Below are 16,119 nucleotides of genomic sequence, written 5' to 3'. Positions count from 1 at the left end.
GATCGCTCGTATCCCACCGAGCTCAGAGACTGTTGGCAGCTTTTTCACAGAGCAGTACCCCCAGAATTTAGGGCTGCGTCCGTCCGAGTCGCGGCGCCGGCATTCACAGCGGCGTCGAGCTCGGCCAAACTGGCCGTCCTCTCGGCGAGACGAGTGGCCTGAGCGAGAACACCGCGCCCGAACCACTGAGCACCGCAAGGTTCCCCGAAGTCCTTCCACTGCTGGCTGACGGTGTCATACTCGTCGCGGAATCGTCGGTAGTCGGAACCAACGTCCCGGCTCTGGCGGGACCCCTCCGGCAGGGTTCCCGCCTGCAGCTCGGTGAGATCGTAGGTGTAGACGATCCGCATCATGTCCCGGTACGCCACTTGAGCTCGCCGCCGGGCGGTCATCCCCCGCCATATGTAGAAGGCAAGCCATCCGCTCCCCGCCATGAAGGCGAGGATCGCACCGGCCACCCGCATCATCGTGCTGCTTCCATCGCCTGACCCGATGTAGGTCGCCAGCTGCCGCCCCATCGCCACAGTCCCACCATCCCAGTCACCCTGGGCGTAGTGGCTTCCCGCCGCGTTCTCGATGGCTGTGCGCTTGTCGGCAGACAGCTGCAGGTCCTTCGCCGCGTAGCAACGCACCCAGTGAGACTCGGGTGCCACCACGAAGAGGACCGTTCCGTCCACCAGGCTATCGACGTCGGAGCCCTTGAGCCAGGAGGAGCCTTGTGCGCCGTCACCCGCGTACTTGACAGTCTCCTCATCAATGTTGCTGATACCGGCTCCGGGAACCGAGAGCACCGCGATGCGAACCTCACGATCGTAGTTCTGCTCCTCCAGGCCGCGGCGAAGAGTCTGCTCGTGATAGATGCCGGCCTCGTCGCGAACGTCCACGTCAGGACGATGTCCAGATGCGGAAGGATACAGGAGCGCCGCCGGCAGAAGCAGGATCGCGATCAACGCTCCCGCAATATTCATCACAAAACATGTGACCGCACGAAGACCTCCAAGATGGACAATCGTAGATTGTTTCATGACATTCCTTGTTGATAATCGAGCCGGCCTCGAACGATGTACCGCTTCTACTCTCAGCAGGTCGAGGTTAGCAGCATCAATTATCTGATTTAAACCGCATAAATTTGACTCTTCGTACTTGAGAGGTAAGGTAGGTGAAACCTATTAAGAGTATAGGTGAGGGTAGTGCATCGTTGCGGTGAGTAAAGATCGAGGTCCCCCGGTGGTGGGAGCTGTCACACAGAGTAACTGAGAGACCTCGACGTGCCTGAGAAGATTACCTTCACCTGCCCTGAGCTGACGGCCTTTCTGAGCCTGCACGCCCTGGGATTCCGCGGCCTCATCCGCACCGGAGGCCTCAAAGACCACCTGACAACAACCACTCGAACCCCACGATAGGCCCCACCTAGCACACCCTCGAACGCGAAGAGCCGATATCCATTTCGACGCACCATCACCGTGATGACGGACATATGCCAGAACCTCCTCATTGAGGGACGCCTCATTCACTTTAGGAATAGTGAGCACAACAACATGCACTTTTCGTCGGAACTCCATGCTCTTAATTTCCGCCACCAATGGAGCCGGCTGAAAGAGATGAGCGTCGTCGCGAACCTCTACTGTTGGATGATATTCTCCCCCGAACGGTCAGAACCACATGACCGGAAGCGATGAGATCAGTACCAGACACAGCATAATATTGGACACGAATGCAGTCACTGCCCTCAGACCCCCAGCACGTATCAGCATCGACGATCGCATTGTCATCACGTCCTCTCGCTGATGACGGAAATTCTTAACATGACTCAGAAGCTGGATGATGAACCGGCTCCTGAGAAGTCACCCCCGCTGTAGTCTACGGAGGAGCTGCTTCCCGAGTACCCTGACGATCCATCTCCACCCGAATAGGAGGACGACCCCGAGGTCGTCGACACATAGGATGCGGCGGATTCGTACCCCACCACCAGATCGGATACCGAGGTGAAGGAGCCGAGCCATCCCGCCCCTTCCCAGCCCGACGAGGAAGCATCGCCACCAAGCGGTGAGCCGGAGAACTGGTAAGTATTCGAGCTGTGGTTACTCCCACCGTCGTCGCTGGAGAATAACCATTGCCCCGCACGCACAACATCATGTTCTGAATCTAGTGACGCGAAATAACGACGGCGACGTTCTTCGGCGTACTTGGACGTATCGGCATTCACTGCGCGACGCATGAGATCCAAAGCCTTCTCCCGAACTGATTGCGCCGTCCTCTCCAGCTCGTCAAGAGCATCGGAAGGACGTATCCTGCCGCTCGCCAACGCTATTTCTATATCGCCGAGGCGCGAGCGCTGCTCCTTGATCCACTTCCGCTCCTTCTTCACACCTAGAGGCACGTCCCGAGACGCGGAGATCGTATCGCAAAGCGATCTCAACGCCTGCAGGTCCTCCTGCACCCGCCCTTGCTCGTTCTCCCATGCCTTCTCCCAGGTCGATGACATGTTGAGGATGGATGCTGTGTTTGAGATCGTCGCCCCAAGCGACTCCAGCATAACAGCGCGCTTCTTCAATCTGGACACACGCTTCAGCATTCTCCAGGCGAACCACTGCGGTCCGCGAGGATGCCCGAATGCTTGCAAGTCTCTAGTGATGCTCGCATACTCCTGGCAGTACCACCGGTACCACATCCTCACTCGAGCCCCATACGGTTCATTCTCAGGGATGGTGCGCATATTCAGCTTGACATCCTCGTCACCGAGGGAGACTCGAGAGTAGCTCTCCGTCAGCTCCTTCCCAACAACTCTTGCACGCAGGCCACGACGCAGGTACTTCCGGAGCGCCCATATTCCGATGATGCTTGCCGGAGCCGGGATGATGAAGGTGGTGAGCCAGCTCCCTTCAGCGGGGCGCCCTAACAGGTCGGCCGTCTTCTTCGCCATTGCCAGGATTCCATCATCCCACTTATGGTCATTGAATGCCTTTTTTGCAGCACTTTGGATCGACGCTTGCTGACTCAAGGGCAGGCGCACATCCTTCCCGAAGTAACACCCCACCTTCCTGGAATCGGGTGCGACTGCAAGGATAACAGTACCGTCACTCCAGTAGTTGGAGTTGGATGAGGAGATCCACGGCCTTGGAGAATTCTGATGAGCGCGAGCATACTTGAGCACCTCACCGTTGAGGTCATCAATCATGTATCCGGGCACCGAGACGACCACGACGTGAACATCTTGACGAAAGCCCACACCCCTTATACTGTCCGCCACTGATTCGTTTGAAAGAATACGGGCCCTGTCATCGATCTCCACCGTTGGGTGATGCGTTCTTCCGAAGGGCCAGAACCACATGACGGGAAGTGACAGGATGAGCGCTGTAAGCACTGACACACTGACAATAAAACTCAGGGACGAGGACGTCGCCCTCAGAATCCGGAAAGCTACCCTCAACACAATCACCTCTTGCCAAGATGATGATGACGCCAAGGCGATCCTGCGCCTTGGAGCACCCGTCGAATCGCATCAAAGGCAGTGACGCGCATCAACATCATTCCGTCGAAAGAATGGCACACACCCCCACGCCGACTATTAAATTGTTCATTCACTTCTGCTGTATTCATGTTTGTGTTCGCTTCAGGGATTCTTGGGACTGGGATCTGGACGGGCTGGAGTACCGGGTATCAGTATCCCGGAAAGCTCCCATCCCCGAGGAAGCTTCGGGTCGCCGCATGCCGTCGGGGACTCACATGGCTCACATGACCCAGATGACTCACGGCGTCATCATCGGTCCACTGCCCGTCCCCGGCTCCGCCGGCGATTCCCACAGTATCCGGCCACCCATCGATGCCTCGTCGGCCTTGCACCTCGGCTCCAGGAAGACCAAGGGACGGCTCCGCACCGGCCGCGCAGAGCGACAGGCAGTTCACTGACCGGCGGACGTCGGCCCCGATCCAGGAGAGCTCATCGAGCGCCACGGAGGGCTGCAGCCGGCCGGCTGCCAGCTCGGCAGTCATCTCACTGAGACGCTGATGGTGGGCCCGGACAAGCTCGCGCGCCTCCACCGTGCCACCGGGAGTGAAGGCACAGGAGTCGATCCACTGGCACAGGTCCAGGAGCAGGTCGAGATCCTCCAGGACGGGACGCTGCTCGTCGAACCAGATCCGCTCCCAGTGGGAGGACAGGGTCAGGAAGGCGGCATGTCCGACGATGGCGTTCTCGGTCAAGTCCAGTACGGCCGAGCGCCGCTCGAGCTCGGTGACCCTCCCGAGCATCCCGGGCTCGAACCACTGGGTGCCGCGCGGGCTGCCGAGGTCCTGCCAGGAGCGGGTCAGATTCTCGTACTCGTCACGCAACCAGCGGTAGTCGGCCATGACCCGGGCGCTGCGCGCCTCCCCCTCCGGGACGAGGCGCGCCTGGAGCTCAGTGACCTCGTAGTCGTAGGTGACCCGGGAGTAGGCACGCCGAGCCTCCCGGGCCATCCGGCGAACGGACAGACCGCGCCGCAGGTAGTAGGCGATCCCGCCTACGCCCAGAAGGGCCGGCAGCAGCGTGACAGCAGCGAGGGCGGGCTCCCACATCGCCACGGCCATCGGAGAGAGCGCGGCCGCCAGGCCCGCAGTCATGATGGCGCAGAAGGACAGCAGCGAGCGGATGCCACCGAGGCGGACAACGAGAGGAAGGTGCGTGGGCGGCATCCGTCGTCCTCTCGTCGCGTCTCGAAGGGGCTGGCCAACCGGCGGTCCCGCGGCCGCCCGCCGCGCCACATCCTTCCCAGCGGCCCGGTCCTCTGCCATGGGGAGAGCAACACAAGTGCCGGCCCGGTCTCCCGCAGTCATCCGGGCGGAGCCTGGCCTGTACTGCACGAGGGCCGGGGCCTGCTGGAGGAGGGTCGGGGGTACTCCACGAAGGCCCGACCTACGTGCAGTACGCACACCCCCTGGCCAGTACACTCCGCCCCTCCCTCAGTAGGCCGACCCGGGGCCGGCTCGGGACCGGCTCAGGATCGAGCGGCGATGGCCTCGATCTCGACGCCGGCCCCCAGCGGCAGGGCGGCCACGCCGAAGGCGGCCCGGGCCGGGAGGGCCTCACCGGTGAAGTAGCGGGCGTAGACCTCGTTGACGGCGGCGAAGTCGGCGATGTCGGCGAGCAGGACCGTGGTCTTGACGACGTCGTCGTACCCGAGCCCGGCCTCGGCCAGGATGGCGCCCACGTTCTTGAGGACCTGCTCGGCCTGGGCCTGGATGTCGCCCTCGACGAGCGCGCCGGTGGCCGGGTCGAGCGGCACCTGCCCGGAGACGAAAACGAGCGAGCCGGCCTCCTGACCGGTGGAGACGCCCTGGGAGTAGGGGCCGACGGCGGCGGGGGCGTTGGTCGTGGCGATACGGCTGACGGTCATGGTTCCTCGTTCCTCCTGGACACTGGGATTCGGCCGCGTCCCTGATGAACGGAGCGGCGGTCCGGGTGGCAGCGCAGTGACGCCGACGCCCGGGCCAGAGTACCCACGCCCAAGGACAGGCCGGGGTTGGGGCCCACCGGTCAACCGCACTTCCCGCCGGGCCCTCGCAGCGGGGTTCCCCGCAGCGTCGTCGGGCGGTATCCCGGCCTCGCCGACCACCGTGTCCCGGCCTCGGAACGACTGTTGTTTCGCACAGCGAAACGGGCTGATCCGACCAGTGGCACGTGACACACTGTGCCCATGCACCCACGCGCAGGACAGCCAGCACAGCCCGAAGACCTCATCGACGTCGACGAGGTCGTCTCCGCCTACTACGACCTCGTTCCCGACCCCGCCGTCCCGGCTCAGAAGGTCGTCTTCGGCACCTCCGGGCACCGCGGCTCCTCTCTGGACACCGCCTTCAATGAGGCCCACATCGTGGCCACGACCGCCGCCATCGTGGAGTACCGCCGCTCCCAGGGCACCGACGGCCCGCTCTACCTGGGGCGTGACACGCACGCCCTGTCCGAGCCCGCCTGGCGCACCGCCGTCGAGGTGCTCGCCGGGGCCGGGGTGACCACCGCCGTCGACGCCCGTGGCGCCTACACGCCCACCCCGGCCGTCTCGCACTCCATCCTCCTGGCCAACGGCGCCGGGACCGAGGCGGGGGTGCGCACGAGCGGACCGGGTCTGGCCGACGGCATCGTGGTGACCCCCTCCCACAACCCGCCGCGCGACGGCGGCTTCAAGTACAACCCGCCCACCGGCGGCCCGGCCGGCTCGGAGTCCACCACGTGGATCGCCAACCGCGCCAACGAGCTGCTCGCCTCCGGCTGGCAGGACGTCCCGCGGGTCCCGGTCCCCGAGGCGCTCGACGGCCCCCACGTCGTCAAGCACGACTACCTGGAGACCTACGTCGCCGACCTGGAGAGCGTCATCGACCTTGAGGCGATCCGCAAGGCCGGCGTGCGCATCGGGGCCGACCCGCTGGGCGGCGCCTCGGTGGACTACTGGGGCGCGATCGGTGAGCGCTACGGCCTGGAGCTCACGGTGGTCAACCCCGAGGTGGACCCGGCCTGGCACTTCATGACCCTGGACTGGGACGGCAAGATCCGCATGGACTGCTCCTCACCCAACGCCATGGCCTCGCTGCGCTCCACGATGACGCCCGACGCCGAGGGCAGGACCCCCTACGACGTCGCCACCGGGAACGACGCCGACTCCGACCGCCACGGCATCGTCACCCCCGACGGCGGGCTGATGAACCCCAACCACTTCCTGGCCGTGGCCATCGAGTACCTCTTCACTCACCGGCCCGGCTGGCCCGCCGACGCCGCCGTCGGCAAGACCCTGGTCTCCTCCAGCCTCATCGACCGGGTGGCCGCCGCCATCGGGCGCACTCTCATCGAGGTGCCGGTGGGCTTCAAGCACTTCGTGCCCGGGCTGCTCGACGGCTCCATCGGCTTCGGCGGCGAGGAGAGCGCGGGGGCGTCCTTCCTGCGCAAGGACGGCACCGTGTGGACCACGGACAAGGACGGCATCATCCTGGCCCTGCTGGCCAGCGAGATCATCGCCGTCACCGGCAAGTCCCCCTCCCAGCTGCACGAGGAACAGGTGGAGCGCTTCGGCGCCAGCGCCTACGCCCGCATCGACGCCGCCGCCTCCAAGGAGGAGAAGGCCAAGCTCGCCGCCCTGGCCGCCGAGGACGTGACCGCCACCGAGCTGGCCGGCCAGGAGATCACCGCCCGGCTGGTCGATGCGCCCGGCAACGGGGCCGCCATCGGCGGGCTCAAGGTCACCACCGAGGACGCCTGGTTCGCCGCGCGCCCCTCGGGCACGGAGGACGTCTACAAGATCTACGCCGAGTCCTTCCAGGGTGCCGACCACCTGGCCCAGGTGCAGGAGGAGGCCAAGAAGGTAGTCTCCGCGGCCCTGGGCGGCTGACGGCAGGCTGACACAGGCGCGCGGAGACGCTGGCGAATGCTCGACGTCGGGCGACCGACTGGTGAAAATATGGGTATGGGCACCACCGATTCCCCGGTTCTCCACATTCGCACGGCTCGGACGGCCCGGGCGGAGCAGGCTCAGGATGCGGCCATGGCCGCCGCACTGGAGGCCATTTGCTTCCCACCCGAGTATGCGGCCAGTCCAGCCACGATCGCCGAGCGGATGGCCACCTACGCCGACCACTTCTGGCTCATCGAGGACGAGGGCGGCATGCTGCTGGCTCTGGTCAACGGACCGTGCACCCATGAGCGCGATCTGAGTGACGAGATGTACGAGACCCCCACGATGCACGACCCTGACGGGGCCTGGCAGATGATCCTCGGCGTCGCCACGGCGCCGGCTGCCCAAGGGCAGGGGCTGGCCACCCGCCTGCTGCGCACCGTCACCGAGACGACGCGCGTCCACGGCCGTCAGGGTCTGGTGCTCACCTGCCTCGACGACCTCGTGCGCTTCTATGCGCGCCTGGGGTTCGTCGACGAGGGCCTGTCCGCCTCCCACCACGGCGGCGTGCCCTGGCACCAGATGCGGCTCACCCTGTCCTGACCGCCCCACAGCACACCACCCACGGGGACATTCCACGCGGCCGGGTGCGTGCCGCCCCGGACGGGCGCGCTCGACGCCGTCGGGAACAAGGAATCCCGTCCCCTCACGCGCAAGGTGTCCCCAGCCGCGAGCATAAGTCCCCGACCACTGGCGGGGGTGAGCGATTAGGGTGGGGGTGTGAGTCAGTCCCGCCCGTCGAGGCCCTCCACGCACCACGTCGAGCACTCCTCCACGCACACCGATCCCGCAGGCCCCGAGCAGGCCGCCGGGTCGGAGGGATCCCCTGTGTCTCCCGAGCCCACCGGCTCCGTGACGAGCCCGGCCGCCGTGTCGGCCGACCAGGCCCTGACACCGCCGGGAGTCACCTCGGCACCAGCCGGCACCACCGCTCCGCGCCACGCCCCTTCTCAGCAGTCCCGGCCCGGACCGCAGGACGACATCATGCTGGCCACCGGCCGCCCCCGGCAGGTCGAGCGCCCCAAGCCCCCCACCCAGGAGCAGATCCGCCGCCAGCCCGGCCGCAAGGCCTGGGTGCCCAACCAGCACGGTGCCTGGTCGATGCTGGTGCTGCCGCCGATCGTCGGCTGGGTGGTGGGCGGCTTCAGCTGGGTGAACCTCCTGTTCCTGCCGACATGGTGGGGCGGCTACCTCACGTACTGGTCCTGGTCGCAGTGGCTGCGCACCCGCTCGGCCCGCAAGCGCGCCATCATCATGCTGCCGCTCCTGGTCTACACCGGTTGGACGGCCTCACTGGCGCTCATCACCCTGCTCGTGGCGCCCTACCTCATCCAGTGGGCGGTGCCGCTGCTGCCGCTGTTCGCCATCGCGCTGCACCAGGTGTGGCGCGGTCACGAGCGCTCGCTGCTCTCGGGGCTGTCGACGACGATGGCCGCATCCCTCATGGCGGCCGTCACCTACAGCCTGGCGGTGCACGGCGAAGGCGGCTTCCTGGGCCTGGGAACACCGAGCTCTCCCCTACCGGGGGCCTCCCCCAGCGGTGCCCTGACGGGCTGGTCCTGGATGTGGCTGGTCACCGCACTGACGGCCGCCTACTTCGGCGGGACCGTGCCCTATATCAAGTCGATGATCCGCGAGCGCTTCAACTATGTGCTGCTGGCCGGCACGGTGGCGGCGCACACAGTGGTGGCGGTGGTGACGTGGTGGCTGGCGTCGTCGGGGATGCTGCCGTGGGGGCACGCCGTTCTGTGGGTGGTGCTGACCGTGCGGTCGCTGGTCATGCCGCTGTGGCAGTGGCGGCTGGTGCGCAGGCGCCACCGCCCGCTGCGCCCGGGGACGATGGGCATCGTCGAGGTCGTCATGTGCGTGGCCTTCCTGGTGACCATCTCGGTGTGACGAGGCCTGCGACGACGCCGCTCCATCGGGCCTCAGTGCTCTGTGCGCCAGGCGGCCGCGGCGGCCAGGACCTTCTCGTTGTCCGACGTCGTCCCGATGGAGACCCGCACCCCCTCGCCGGCGAAGGGCCGCACGAGGATGCCGGCGGCACGGAAGTGCTCGGCCAGCGCCGTCGTCTCCTGCCCCGCACCGAGCCAGAAGAAGTTGCCCTGGGCCTCGGGCACCTGCCAGCCCTGGGTGCGCAGGGCGTCCACGACCCGGTCGCGCTCGGCGGCGACGGCGGCCGAGCGCTCGGCGGTGCGGGCCAGCTCACCCTCCCCCAGGGCGGCGACGGCCGCGGCCTGTGCGGGCAGGTTGACTCCGAAGGGCGTGGCCACGGAGCCGATGGCGGCAGCCAGGACCGGCTCGCACACGAGGTAGCCCACGCGCATCCCGGCCAGGGCGTGGGCCTTGGAGAAGGTCCGTGAGACCACGAGGTTGGGGGCTCCGGCCAGGAGGGTGAGGGCGTCGCCGGCCCGCGGGTCGGTGACGAAGTCGAGGTAGGCCTCGTCGATGAGGACGACGACGTCGCGCGGCACCCCGGCCACGAGCTCAGCCAGCTCGTCGGCGGTCAGGATCGTCCCGGTGGGGTTGTTGGGGGTGCAGGCCATGACCACGCGGGTGCGGGGGGTGATGGCCGCCAGCATGGCGGGCACGTCGTGGCGGGCGTCGGTGGTCAGCGGGACGCGCACGGCCCGGGCCCCGGCGACGGCCACGCAGATCGGGTAGGCCTCGAAGGAGCGCCAGGGGATGACGACCTCGTCGCCGGGCCGGCAGACGGCGTCGAGCAGGTGCTGGATGAGGGCGACCGAGCCGTTGCCGACAACGACCTGCTCGGCCTCCACGCCCCAGCGGCGGGCGAGGGCCTGCATCAGGGTCTCCCCGGTCATCTCCGGGTAGCGGTTGACCCCGGTGGCGGCGCGGGTGATGGCCTCGACGACCGCGTCCTGCGGCGGGTAGGGCAGCTCGTTGGAGGAGAGCTTGGCGATCTGCGCCGCTGCGGCGGCGTCGGGGCGGGCCCCGGGCACGTAAGTGGGCAGGGCGGCGACGTCGGGGCGGATGCGGACCGTCGTCGAGGGACCGTTCTCCGAGCCCGCGGCGGGGGCCGCCGACTTCGGTCCGCCGGGCACTGGGGTCGCTGCAGGAGTCATGCCCCCATCTTGGCACCGGCACAGGTTGCCCAGGCACAATGCACCCATGGAGATCGTGGCACGAACCATTGGAAACGCGGCCGGTCTGTGGCTGGCCACGCGCCTGATGTCCGGGCTGAGCGTGCCCGAGGAGGCGGGCACCTCCCGGATGTGGCTGAACCTGCTGGTCCTGGGCCTGGTGCTGGCGCTGGTGAACTCGCTCATCAAGCCGGTGACGAAGTTCCTGACGCTGCCGCTCTACATCATCACCTTCGGGCTGTTCGCCCTGGTGGTCAACGGTGCGATGCTCTCGCTGACGGGGTGGCTCACCGACCACATCGCGGCCTTGGGCGCCGGCGGCTCGGTGCCGCTGGGGCTGGAGGTCTCCTCCTTCGGCTCGGCGGTGGTCGGCTCGATCATCATCTCGGTGATCTCCTCGATCATCGCCGCGATACTCGTGCGCCGCGAGGACTGACGCCGACGACGTCGGCCGCTCCAGCTGATACCGACCAGCGCCTCCCGGCGCCGGTGGGCATCACCCACGGGTCGGTCATCGTCGACTCGGCGCGCGCCTGCAACCTCATGACCCACAACACCTAGTGCTGGCCCGTCGGCTGCGGGGCCGGGGTGGGCAGCGGGTAGGAAGGCTTCGCCGACGGCACTGCACCCCGGTAGGTGGTGCCGCCCTTGTAGACCCCGTTGGGGTCGGTGTTGCGCTGGATCGCGAAGGTGTACTCGGTGGTGGTCGTCCCCTGCTCGCCGGCTCCCGAGGCGTGCGAGAAGGACTTGTTCCAGTCGGCCAGCTCGGGGGCCTTGTCCTCCAGACCCTCAGTGGCCTGGGCGTAGGCAGTGGAGGCGTGGGGGTAGCCGTTCGTGCTCGTCTGATGGGTGTCGAGCATGGCGACCTGCCGGTGGGGGCCGGTGGGTGTGGGGGCGGCGTCGAGCCCGGGGACGGCGTCACCGGTGTTCTCCAGGTGGAGGGCGCGGACGTCGTCGGGGATGTCGGCTCCCGCGGTGGGGGAGCCGGCGGTGAGGAGCGTGGTGATGTTGTAGCGGTCCTGGATCGCCGGGTCGGCGGCGATGTTGGAGACGGTGATTCCGCCCTGGGAGTGGCCGTAGAGGGCGACCTCCTCCCCCGGTTTGATGCCGGCCTGGCGCATGGCGGTGACGACGCCGCTCTCCATGGCCGTGGGCGTGCCTCCCACGCCCTCGAGATTGGTGAGCAGGTCCTGCGGCTCGCCGTCACCGACGGTCCAGTCGGTGGTGCCGGGGACGTAGACGACCCAGGAGACGCGGCCGTCGGCGTGCTCGACCCGCTGGATGGAGATGACCCCCGCCTCCTCGTTGCCCTGCCCCAGGGAGTTCCTGGAGGACTGCACCTCCTGGCAGTGGGTGATGGTCTCGGAGATGCTCTGCGGGGACCTGGCCTCCTTGCCCTTACCGGTCATGCCGGGCTTCACGGGACTGGCGAGCCCGAAGGGGTCCTTGGCGGCGGGCGGGAGCACAGTGGTTCCGTTGCCACCGACGGGGGTGACCATGATGCCGGTCTGGGTGCCGTAGACCCCCGCCCCCACTGCGACGGCATCCGCCCCCAGGGTCATGGTGACGCGCTGCATGGGCGTGAGGCTCTTAGTGTCGACGGTCTGCGTCCCCACGGTGACCTGTCCGGGGAGGCGCTGCTTCGCCCAGGGGTCGAGGCGCTCGGAGACCTGTTGGAGGTAGGTCTGGACCGTGGCGGCCTCCCGCCCGGTCTTGGCGTTATTGAGCCAGCGCGTCAGCAGGACGATCCTGACGAGGTCCTCCTTGACCCACTGCTCGGTGGTCGGGTCGCTGAGCAGGAGCTGGAGGGCCTCAACGGCGGCCTGGCCGTCCTCGTTGTTCTCCAGCAGCTTGTAGAGCATCCAGCCCGCCACCGGCGACGACGCCAGCACCGCTGAGATCGTGGGGAAGTGAGCGGTGAGGGAGGACCCCAGAGCCAGCTGGAGGAGGCCGGAGTCGAAGGCCCGGACGTCCACGGGCCCCACGAGGCCGCCACCGGGAGTGGCGCCGCCCTCGGCCAGGGTGTGGGCCTGGGAGCAGGCGATGACGTCGGAGGCGATGCCGCGCAGGGCGCTGGCAACGTCTTGGAGCGATCCCGGCCCCGTGCTCAACGCCTCCAAGGCCTGCAGGGCGTCAGACTTCTCCAGATCGACATCGAGACCGCTATGGACAACACCGTCATCAGTACCCTCATCGCGAAGGAAACGAGGAGTAATAGAAAGATCCTCGCTTTCCTGAATAGGAACGCACTGACCATTAACATCCTTCCACCGTCTGGCCGGAGGGGAAAAAACATTCGAGTCAAGAGGGTCGAATTGAAGTGGAGGTGACGGCGGAGGCGGCGCCGTACTCACTTCGGTGATCGCGTTGGCGACGAGTGTTCGCGCGTCATCGAGGGATCCGGCGGCTGAGGTGAGACTGCTGGCCAGGGAATCGAGGTCGTTCGTGTTCACGGAGACGGCTCCACCCGCCACCACCACGGCGGCGCCCCCGCCCCAGATGGTCCAGGTGTGGCCGGTGTCCTCCGGAGCCGGCCCGGCGTACGGGGCGGGAGGAGTCTTGGGTTTCGGGGGCGACGACTTGGAAGCCGGCGATTCCGTCGCGTGGGGGTCCTGCTTCCAGGCTGGGTACGGACCGCTGGAGTCGTCCATGGCGACCGGGCTCATGACGGACTCGTTCCAACCGGCCCAACCGACGAGTTACGTGACTCGATGACACTGACCTTGGAGGAGGCCGTGTCATAACGCGTCGCCAACGCGCTCAAGAGCCCGGAGGCCTTGGTGAGCGCCGTCTGGCAGGCGGTGGAGTCCGCCCCCACCCAGCTGGCGGGGACCGATGTGGGGAACAGGGCGACGGCGTGGTCATAGTCCGACCTGGAGTGTGACAGTGAGAAAGACATGACTCGACGGTAGGGCGCCTCCGAGGCGACCGCAGCGCCCGCCTACGGCCCTGTGGACCGGCCTTGCAGGCCGGCGCCTGTGGCCCCCGGTGGACCGCGCGCCGGGAGAAGGGCTCGACGAGCTACGGCAGCCCGGCCCCAGCCGCGTATCCGCTCAGTAAAGGACTCGGCCCGCGGTCCGGTCTCCCGGACCGCGGGCCCAAGCCTCGCGAGGTCCTCCTGCTACCCGGCTTCCCATAAGGCCGGGGAGGCGGATCCTCCTTCACCAGAACGTCCGGTCCGGGCTCCCTAAGACCCGTTCCAGACTCGGAGACCTGCCAGTCATCGGGCTCCCCAACCCTCGTGACCGGTTCCGTCCGGCGGCAGTAACTATGTAACCCACCGATCCTGGACAGACCCCCCGGATTCCCCTATGAACACGCTGAGAAATAGGCGCCATTCCGCCGTTTTCACGTAGCCTGCACCACATTCCGGCGATTACCCAGAATACTCCGGCACTTCTTCAGGGCCGTTCCCACGGCTTGCCCATCAAACCGAGGCCGGTGGCCTGCGCAGACACACGACGGCGTCGGCCCGCCGCCCCTCCTGGCCGTCGGGCCCCGTCGCCCGCCTCTGGCGCTCCTCGCCGACGACGACCTCCCAGCCGGCGGTCGCCTCGGCCAGGCCCTCGAGGAGCTCGGCGGCCGTGTAGGTCCGGGCATGGTGGGTGTGCCAGGGCGGGTTGACGGCGTGCACCGCCGCGAGCAGGTGCCCGCCGGGGGCGACGCGGGCAGCGGCGTCGGACAGGAGGGCCACGAGGTCCAGGGAGCCCGGCTCGGTCCCGCCGTGGACGTAGAAGCTCGTCACCAGGTCGAAGGGGCCGGCCGGCAGGCCGTCTCCGGCGTCGTGCACGCGGCCGGTCACGCGCGAGGAGATCCCGAGCCGCTCGGCCTGCCGGGTCAGGCGTCCGATGGCGGTGGCGGACAGGTCCAGCCCGATCACCCGCCAGCCGCGCTCGGCCAGCCACAGGACGTCGGCGCCCTCGCCGCAGCCGATCTCCAGGGCGGTCCCGGGGCTCCAGTCGGTGGCGAGCTCCGGCAGCCAGTCATTGGGGCGGCCCGACCAGAGCTGCTCGACCGAGGCGTAGCGCTCCTCCCAGCGGGAGGCGGAGTGAGCTGCGTCGGGCTGCGGATCAGAGTGCTGCTGGCGGGGCTGCGTCATGGCTGGATCCTACCGACGCCGGGTCACCCGGCAGGCGGTTCGGCGACGGCGCCCGGCGGCCGGACGGGGACGCGAGCGCGTCACCGATCTATCCTCTGCCTCATGACGATCGACACCTCCTGGGTCGCCCAGCGCAATGCCGCCTTCCTCGCCGACCCCGCCGCCCGCCTGGCCGGGAACGCCGTCGCCACCACGGACGTGGAGCAGGTCTCCCTGGATCGGGCCGTGGTGACCTCCATCGACACATCCGTGTCCGACCTCGTCCCGGACGCCTCGATCACCGATCAGAAGCAGTCAGGGCGCTGCTGGGCCTTCGCCGGCCTCAACGTGCTGCGCGCCTCCATGATCAAGGACCTCGAGCTCGACTCCCTGGAGCTGAGCCAGTCCTTCCCCTTCTTCTACGACAAGCTGGAGAAGGCCAACGCCTTTCTCACCCGCGTCATCGCCGAGGCGGACCGCCCCCTGGATGACCGAGAGGTCGTTGCCTCCCTGTACTCCCCCATCCCCGACGGCGGCTGGTGGCCGGAGTTCGCGCGCCTGGTGGCCAAGTACGGGCTCGTGCCGGCCTACGCCATGCCGGACACGGTCTCGGCCGGTGACTCCGAGGCGATGAACGAGCACCTGGCCACGCTGCTGCGGCGCACGGCCCTGCGGCTGCGGGCCGCGGTGGCCGACGGCGTCGACCCCGAGCCGCTGCGAGTAGCGGCCCTGGAGCAGGTTCACCGGATGCTGTGCATCCACCTGGGGCCCCCGCCCGAGGAGTTCGTGTGGCAGTACCGCGATAAGAACAAGGAGTTTCACCGGGTCGGGACGCTCACTCCGCGACAGTTCGCGCAGCGCTACGTCACCGGGGTGGAGGAGTTCGTGGTCCTGGCCCACGACCCGCGCCCCGAGATCGCGGTCAACACGCGCTACGGCATGGGGCGCAGCGACGTCATGGTGGGCGAACCGGTCCAGGACCACGTCACCGCCGAGCTCGAGGTGCTCAAGGCCGCCGCGATCGCCGCGATCCAGGACGGCGAGCCGGTGTGGTTCGCCTGCGACGTCGCCAGGCAGCGGGACAAGAAGGCCGGGATCTGGGACGCCGCCCTGCACGACTACAAGGGCCTGTACGGGGTGGAGCTGTCGATGACGAAGGCCGAGCGGCTGGTGGCGCGCGAGTCGGCGCTCACGCACGCCATGTGCCTGACCGGTGTCGACCTGGTCGACGGCGTCCCACGGCGCTGGCGGGTGGAGAACTCCTGGGGTGACAAGCTCGGGGACAAGGGCTTTCACACGATGAGCGACTCCTGGTTCGACGAGTACGTCTTCGAGGTCGTCGTGCGCGCGAGCCGCCTGCCGGAAGAGGTCCGCGCCGCCCTGGAGACCGAGCCCGTCATACTGCCCAGCTGGGACCCGATGGCCTGAGTATCCCGAGCATCGGTGCTGGTTCTCCGGCGCCGGCACCCCGGCACGTCGGCCTCACCGCCTCCGACGTCCCCGGACGTCTCTGGAG

The 16,119-nt window shown here is 67.6% G+C and carries 14 protein-coding genes; 6 read left to right on the top strand and 8 right to left on the bottom strand.

Features of this window, described 5'->3' with window-relative positions; all coding sequences use genetic code 11:
• Nucleotides 1–44 precede the first annotated feature (44 nt).
• Nucleotides 45–884, bottom strand: a complete 840-nt coding sequence (locus FBF36_RS00625) for a DUF5129 domain-containing protein (protein ID WP_225792401.1) — start codon at nucleotides 882–884, stop codon at nucleotides 45–47.
• Nucleotides 885–1,268: 384 nt separating this feature from the next.
• Here FBF36_RS00625 and FBF36_RS13630 point away from each other — a divergent pair, with 384 nt between their 5' ends.
• Nucleotides 1,269–1,403, top strand: a complete 135-nt coding sequence (locus tag FBF36_RS13630) for a hypothetical protein (RefSeq protein ID WP_009394262.1) — start codon at nucleotides 1,269–1,271, stop codon at nucleotides 1,401–1,403.
• 407 nt (nucleotides 1,404–1,810) lie between these two features.
• Here FBF36_RS13630 and FBF36_RS00615 read toward each other — a convergent pair whose 3' ends face one another.
• The 3 genes from FBF36_RS00615 to FBF36_RS00605 all read right to left on the bottom strand — a co-directional run bounded on the left by FBF36_RS00615 (nucleotide 1,811) and on the right by FBF36_RS00605 (nucleotide 5,375).
• Nucleotides 1,811–3,292, bottom strand: a complete 1,482-nt coding sequence (locus FBF36_RS00615) for a DUF5129 domain-containing protein (protein ID WP_225792400.1) — start codon at nucleotides 3,290–3,292, stop codon at nucleotides 1,811–1,813.
• Nucleotides 3,293–3,660: 368 nt separating this feature from the next.
• A complete protein-coding gene (locus tag FBF36_RS00610) occupies nucleotides 3,661–4,674 on the bottom strand; it encodes a DUF5129 domain-containing protein (RefSeq protein WP_009394269.1) in 1,014 nt (337 codons plus the stop codon).
• 302 nt (nucleotides 4,675–4,976) lie between these two features.
• Nucleotides 4,977–5,375, bottom strand: a complete 399-nt coding sequence (locus FBF36_RS00605; RefSeq protein WP_009394271.1) for a RidA family protein — start codon at nucleotides 5,373–5,375, stop codon at nucleotides 4,977–4,979.
• Between the two features lie 300 nt (nucleotides 5,376–5,675).
• Between FBF36_RS00605 and pgm the strand changes: the two genes are divergently transcribed.
• From pgm to FBF36_RS00590, 3 genes are all read left to right on the top strand, one after another.
• A complete protein-coding gene (pgm, locus tag FBF36_RS00600; protein WP_009394277.1) occupies nucleotides 5,676–7,358 on the top strand; it encodes a phosphoglucomutase (alpha-D-glucose-1,6-bisphosphate-dependent) in 1,683 nt (560 codons plus the stop codon).
• Nucleotides 7,359–7,433: 75 nt separating this feature from the next.
• On the top strand, nucleotides 7,434–7,964 hold the full coding sequence (locus tag FBF36_RS00595; protein WP_009394278.1) for a GNAT family N-acetyltransferase: 531 nt from the start codon (nucleotides 7,434–7,436) through the stop codon (nucleotides 7,962–7,964).
• A 177-nt stretch (nucleotides 7,965–8,141) separates the two neighbouring features.
• Nucleotides 8,142–9,317, top strand: a complete 1,176-nt coding sequence (locus FBF36_RS00590; RefSeq protein WP_192574980.1) for a YwiC-like family protein — start codon at nucleotides 8,142–8,144, stop codon at nucleotides 9,315–9,317.
• A 32-nt stretch (nucleotides 9,318–9,349) separates the two neighbouring features.
• On the opposite strand, the gene hisC is transcribed toward FBF36_RS00590, so the two are convergent.
• Nucleotides 9,350–10,507, bottom strand: a complete 1,158-nt coding sequence (hisC, locus tag FBF36_RS00585) for a histidinol-phosphate transaminase (RefSeq protein WP_138136973.1) — start codon at nucleotides 10,505–10,507, stop codon at nucleotides 9,350–9,352.
• A 46-nt stretch (nucleotides 10,508–10,553) separates the two neighbouring features.
• Between hisC and FBF36_RS00580 the strand changes: the two genes are divergently transcribed.
• Nucleotides 10,554–10,961, top strand: a complete 408-nt coding sequence (locus tag FBF36_RS00580) for a phage holin family protein (protein WP_009397253.1) — start codon at nucleotides 10,554–10,556, stop codon at nucleotides 10,959–10,961.
• A 121-nt stretch (nucleotides 10,962–11,082) separates the two neighbouring features.
• Here FBF36_RS00580 and FBF36_RS00575 read toward each other — a convergent pair whose 3' ends face one another.
• The 3 genes from FBF36_RS00575 to FBF36_RS00560 all read right to left on the bottom strand — a co-directional run bounded on the left by FBF36_RS00575 (nucleotide 11,083) and on the right by FBF36_RS00560 (nucleotide 14,624).
• Entirely contained in the window at nucleotides 11,083–13,191 is a 2,109-nt protein-coding gene (locus tag FBF36_RS00575; protein ID WP_034492793.1) for a hypothetical protein, read from the bottom strand.
• Nucleotides 13,188–13,424: a hypothetical protein gene (locus tag FBF36_RS00565; protein ID WP_009397249.1), complete on the bottom strand. Its 237-nt coding sequence runs from the start codon at nucleotides 13,422–13,424 to the stop codon at nucleotides 13,188–13,190. Before FBF36_RS00565 ends, FBF36_RS00575 begins: the two co-directional genes overlap by 4 nt.
• Before the next feature lie 528 nt (nucleotides 13,425–13,952).
• Nucleotides 13,953–14,624, bottom strand: coding sequence for a class I SAM-dependent methyltransferase (locus FBF36_RS00560; protein WP_138136971.1), 672 nt, complete (start codon nucleotides 14,622–14,624; stop codon nucleotides 13,953–13,955).
• Nucleotides 14,625–14,726: 102 nt separating this feature from the next.
• On the opposite strand from FBF36_RS00560, the gene FBF36_RS00555 reads away from it, so the two are divergent.
• Nucleotides 14,727–16,031 carry an aminopeptidase C gene (locus FBF36_RS00555; protein ID WP_138136969.1) on the top strand — a complete coding sequence of 435 codons (1,305 nt, stop codon included), beginning with the start codon at nucleotides 14,727–14,729 and terminating at the stop codon, nucleotides 16,029–16,031.
• The last annotated feature ends 88 nt before the right edge of the window (nucleotides 16,032–16,119 follow it).

The organism is Actinomyces sp. oral taxon 171 str. F0337, assembly GCF_005696555.1.
GTDB lineage: Bacteria > Actinomycetota > Actinomycetes > Actinomycetales > Actinomycetaceae > Actinomyces > Actinomyces oris_E.
Note: the sequence above shows the minus strand (reverse complement) of the source record. Positions and strands in the feature narration are given on the sequence as shown.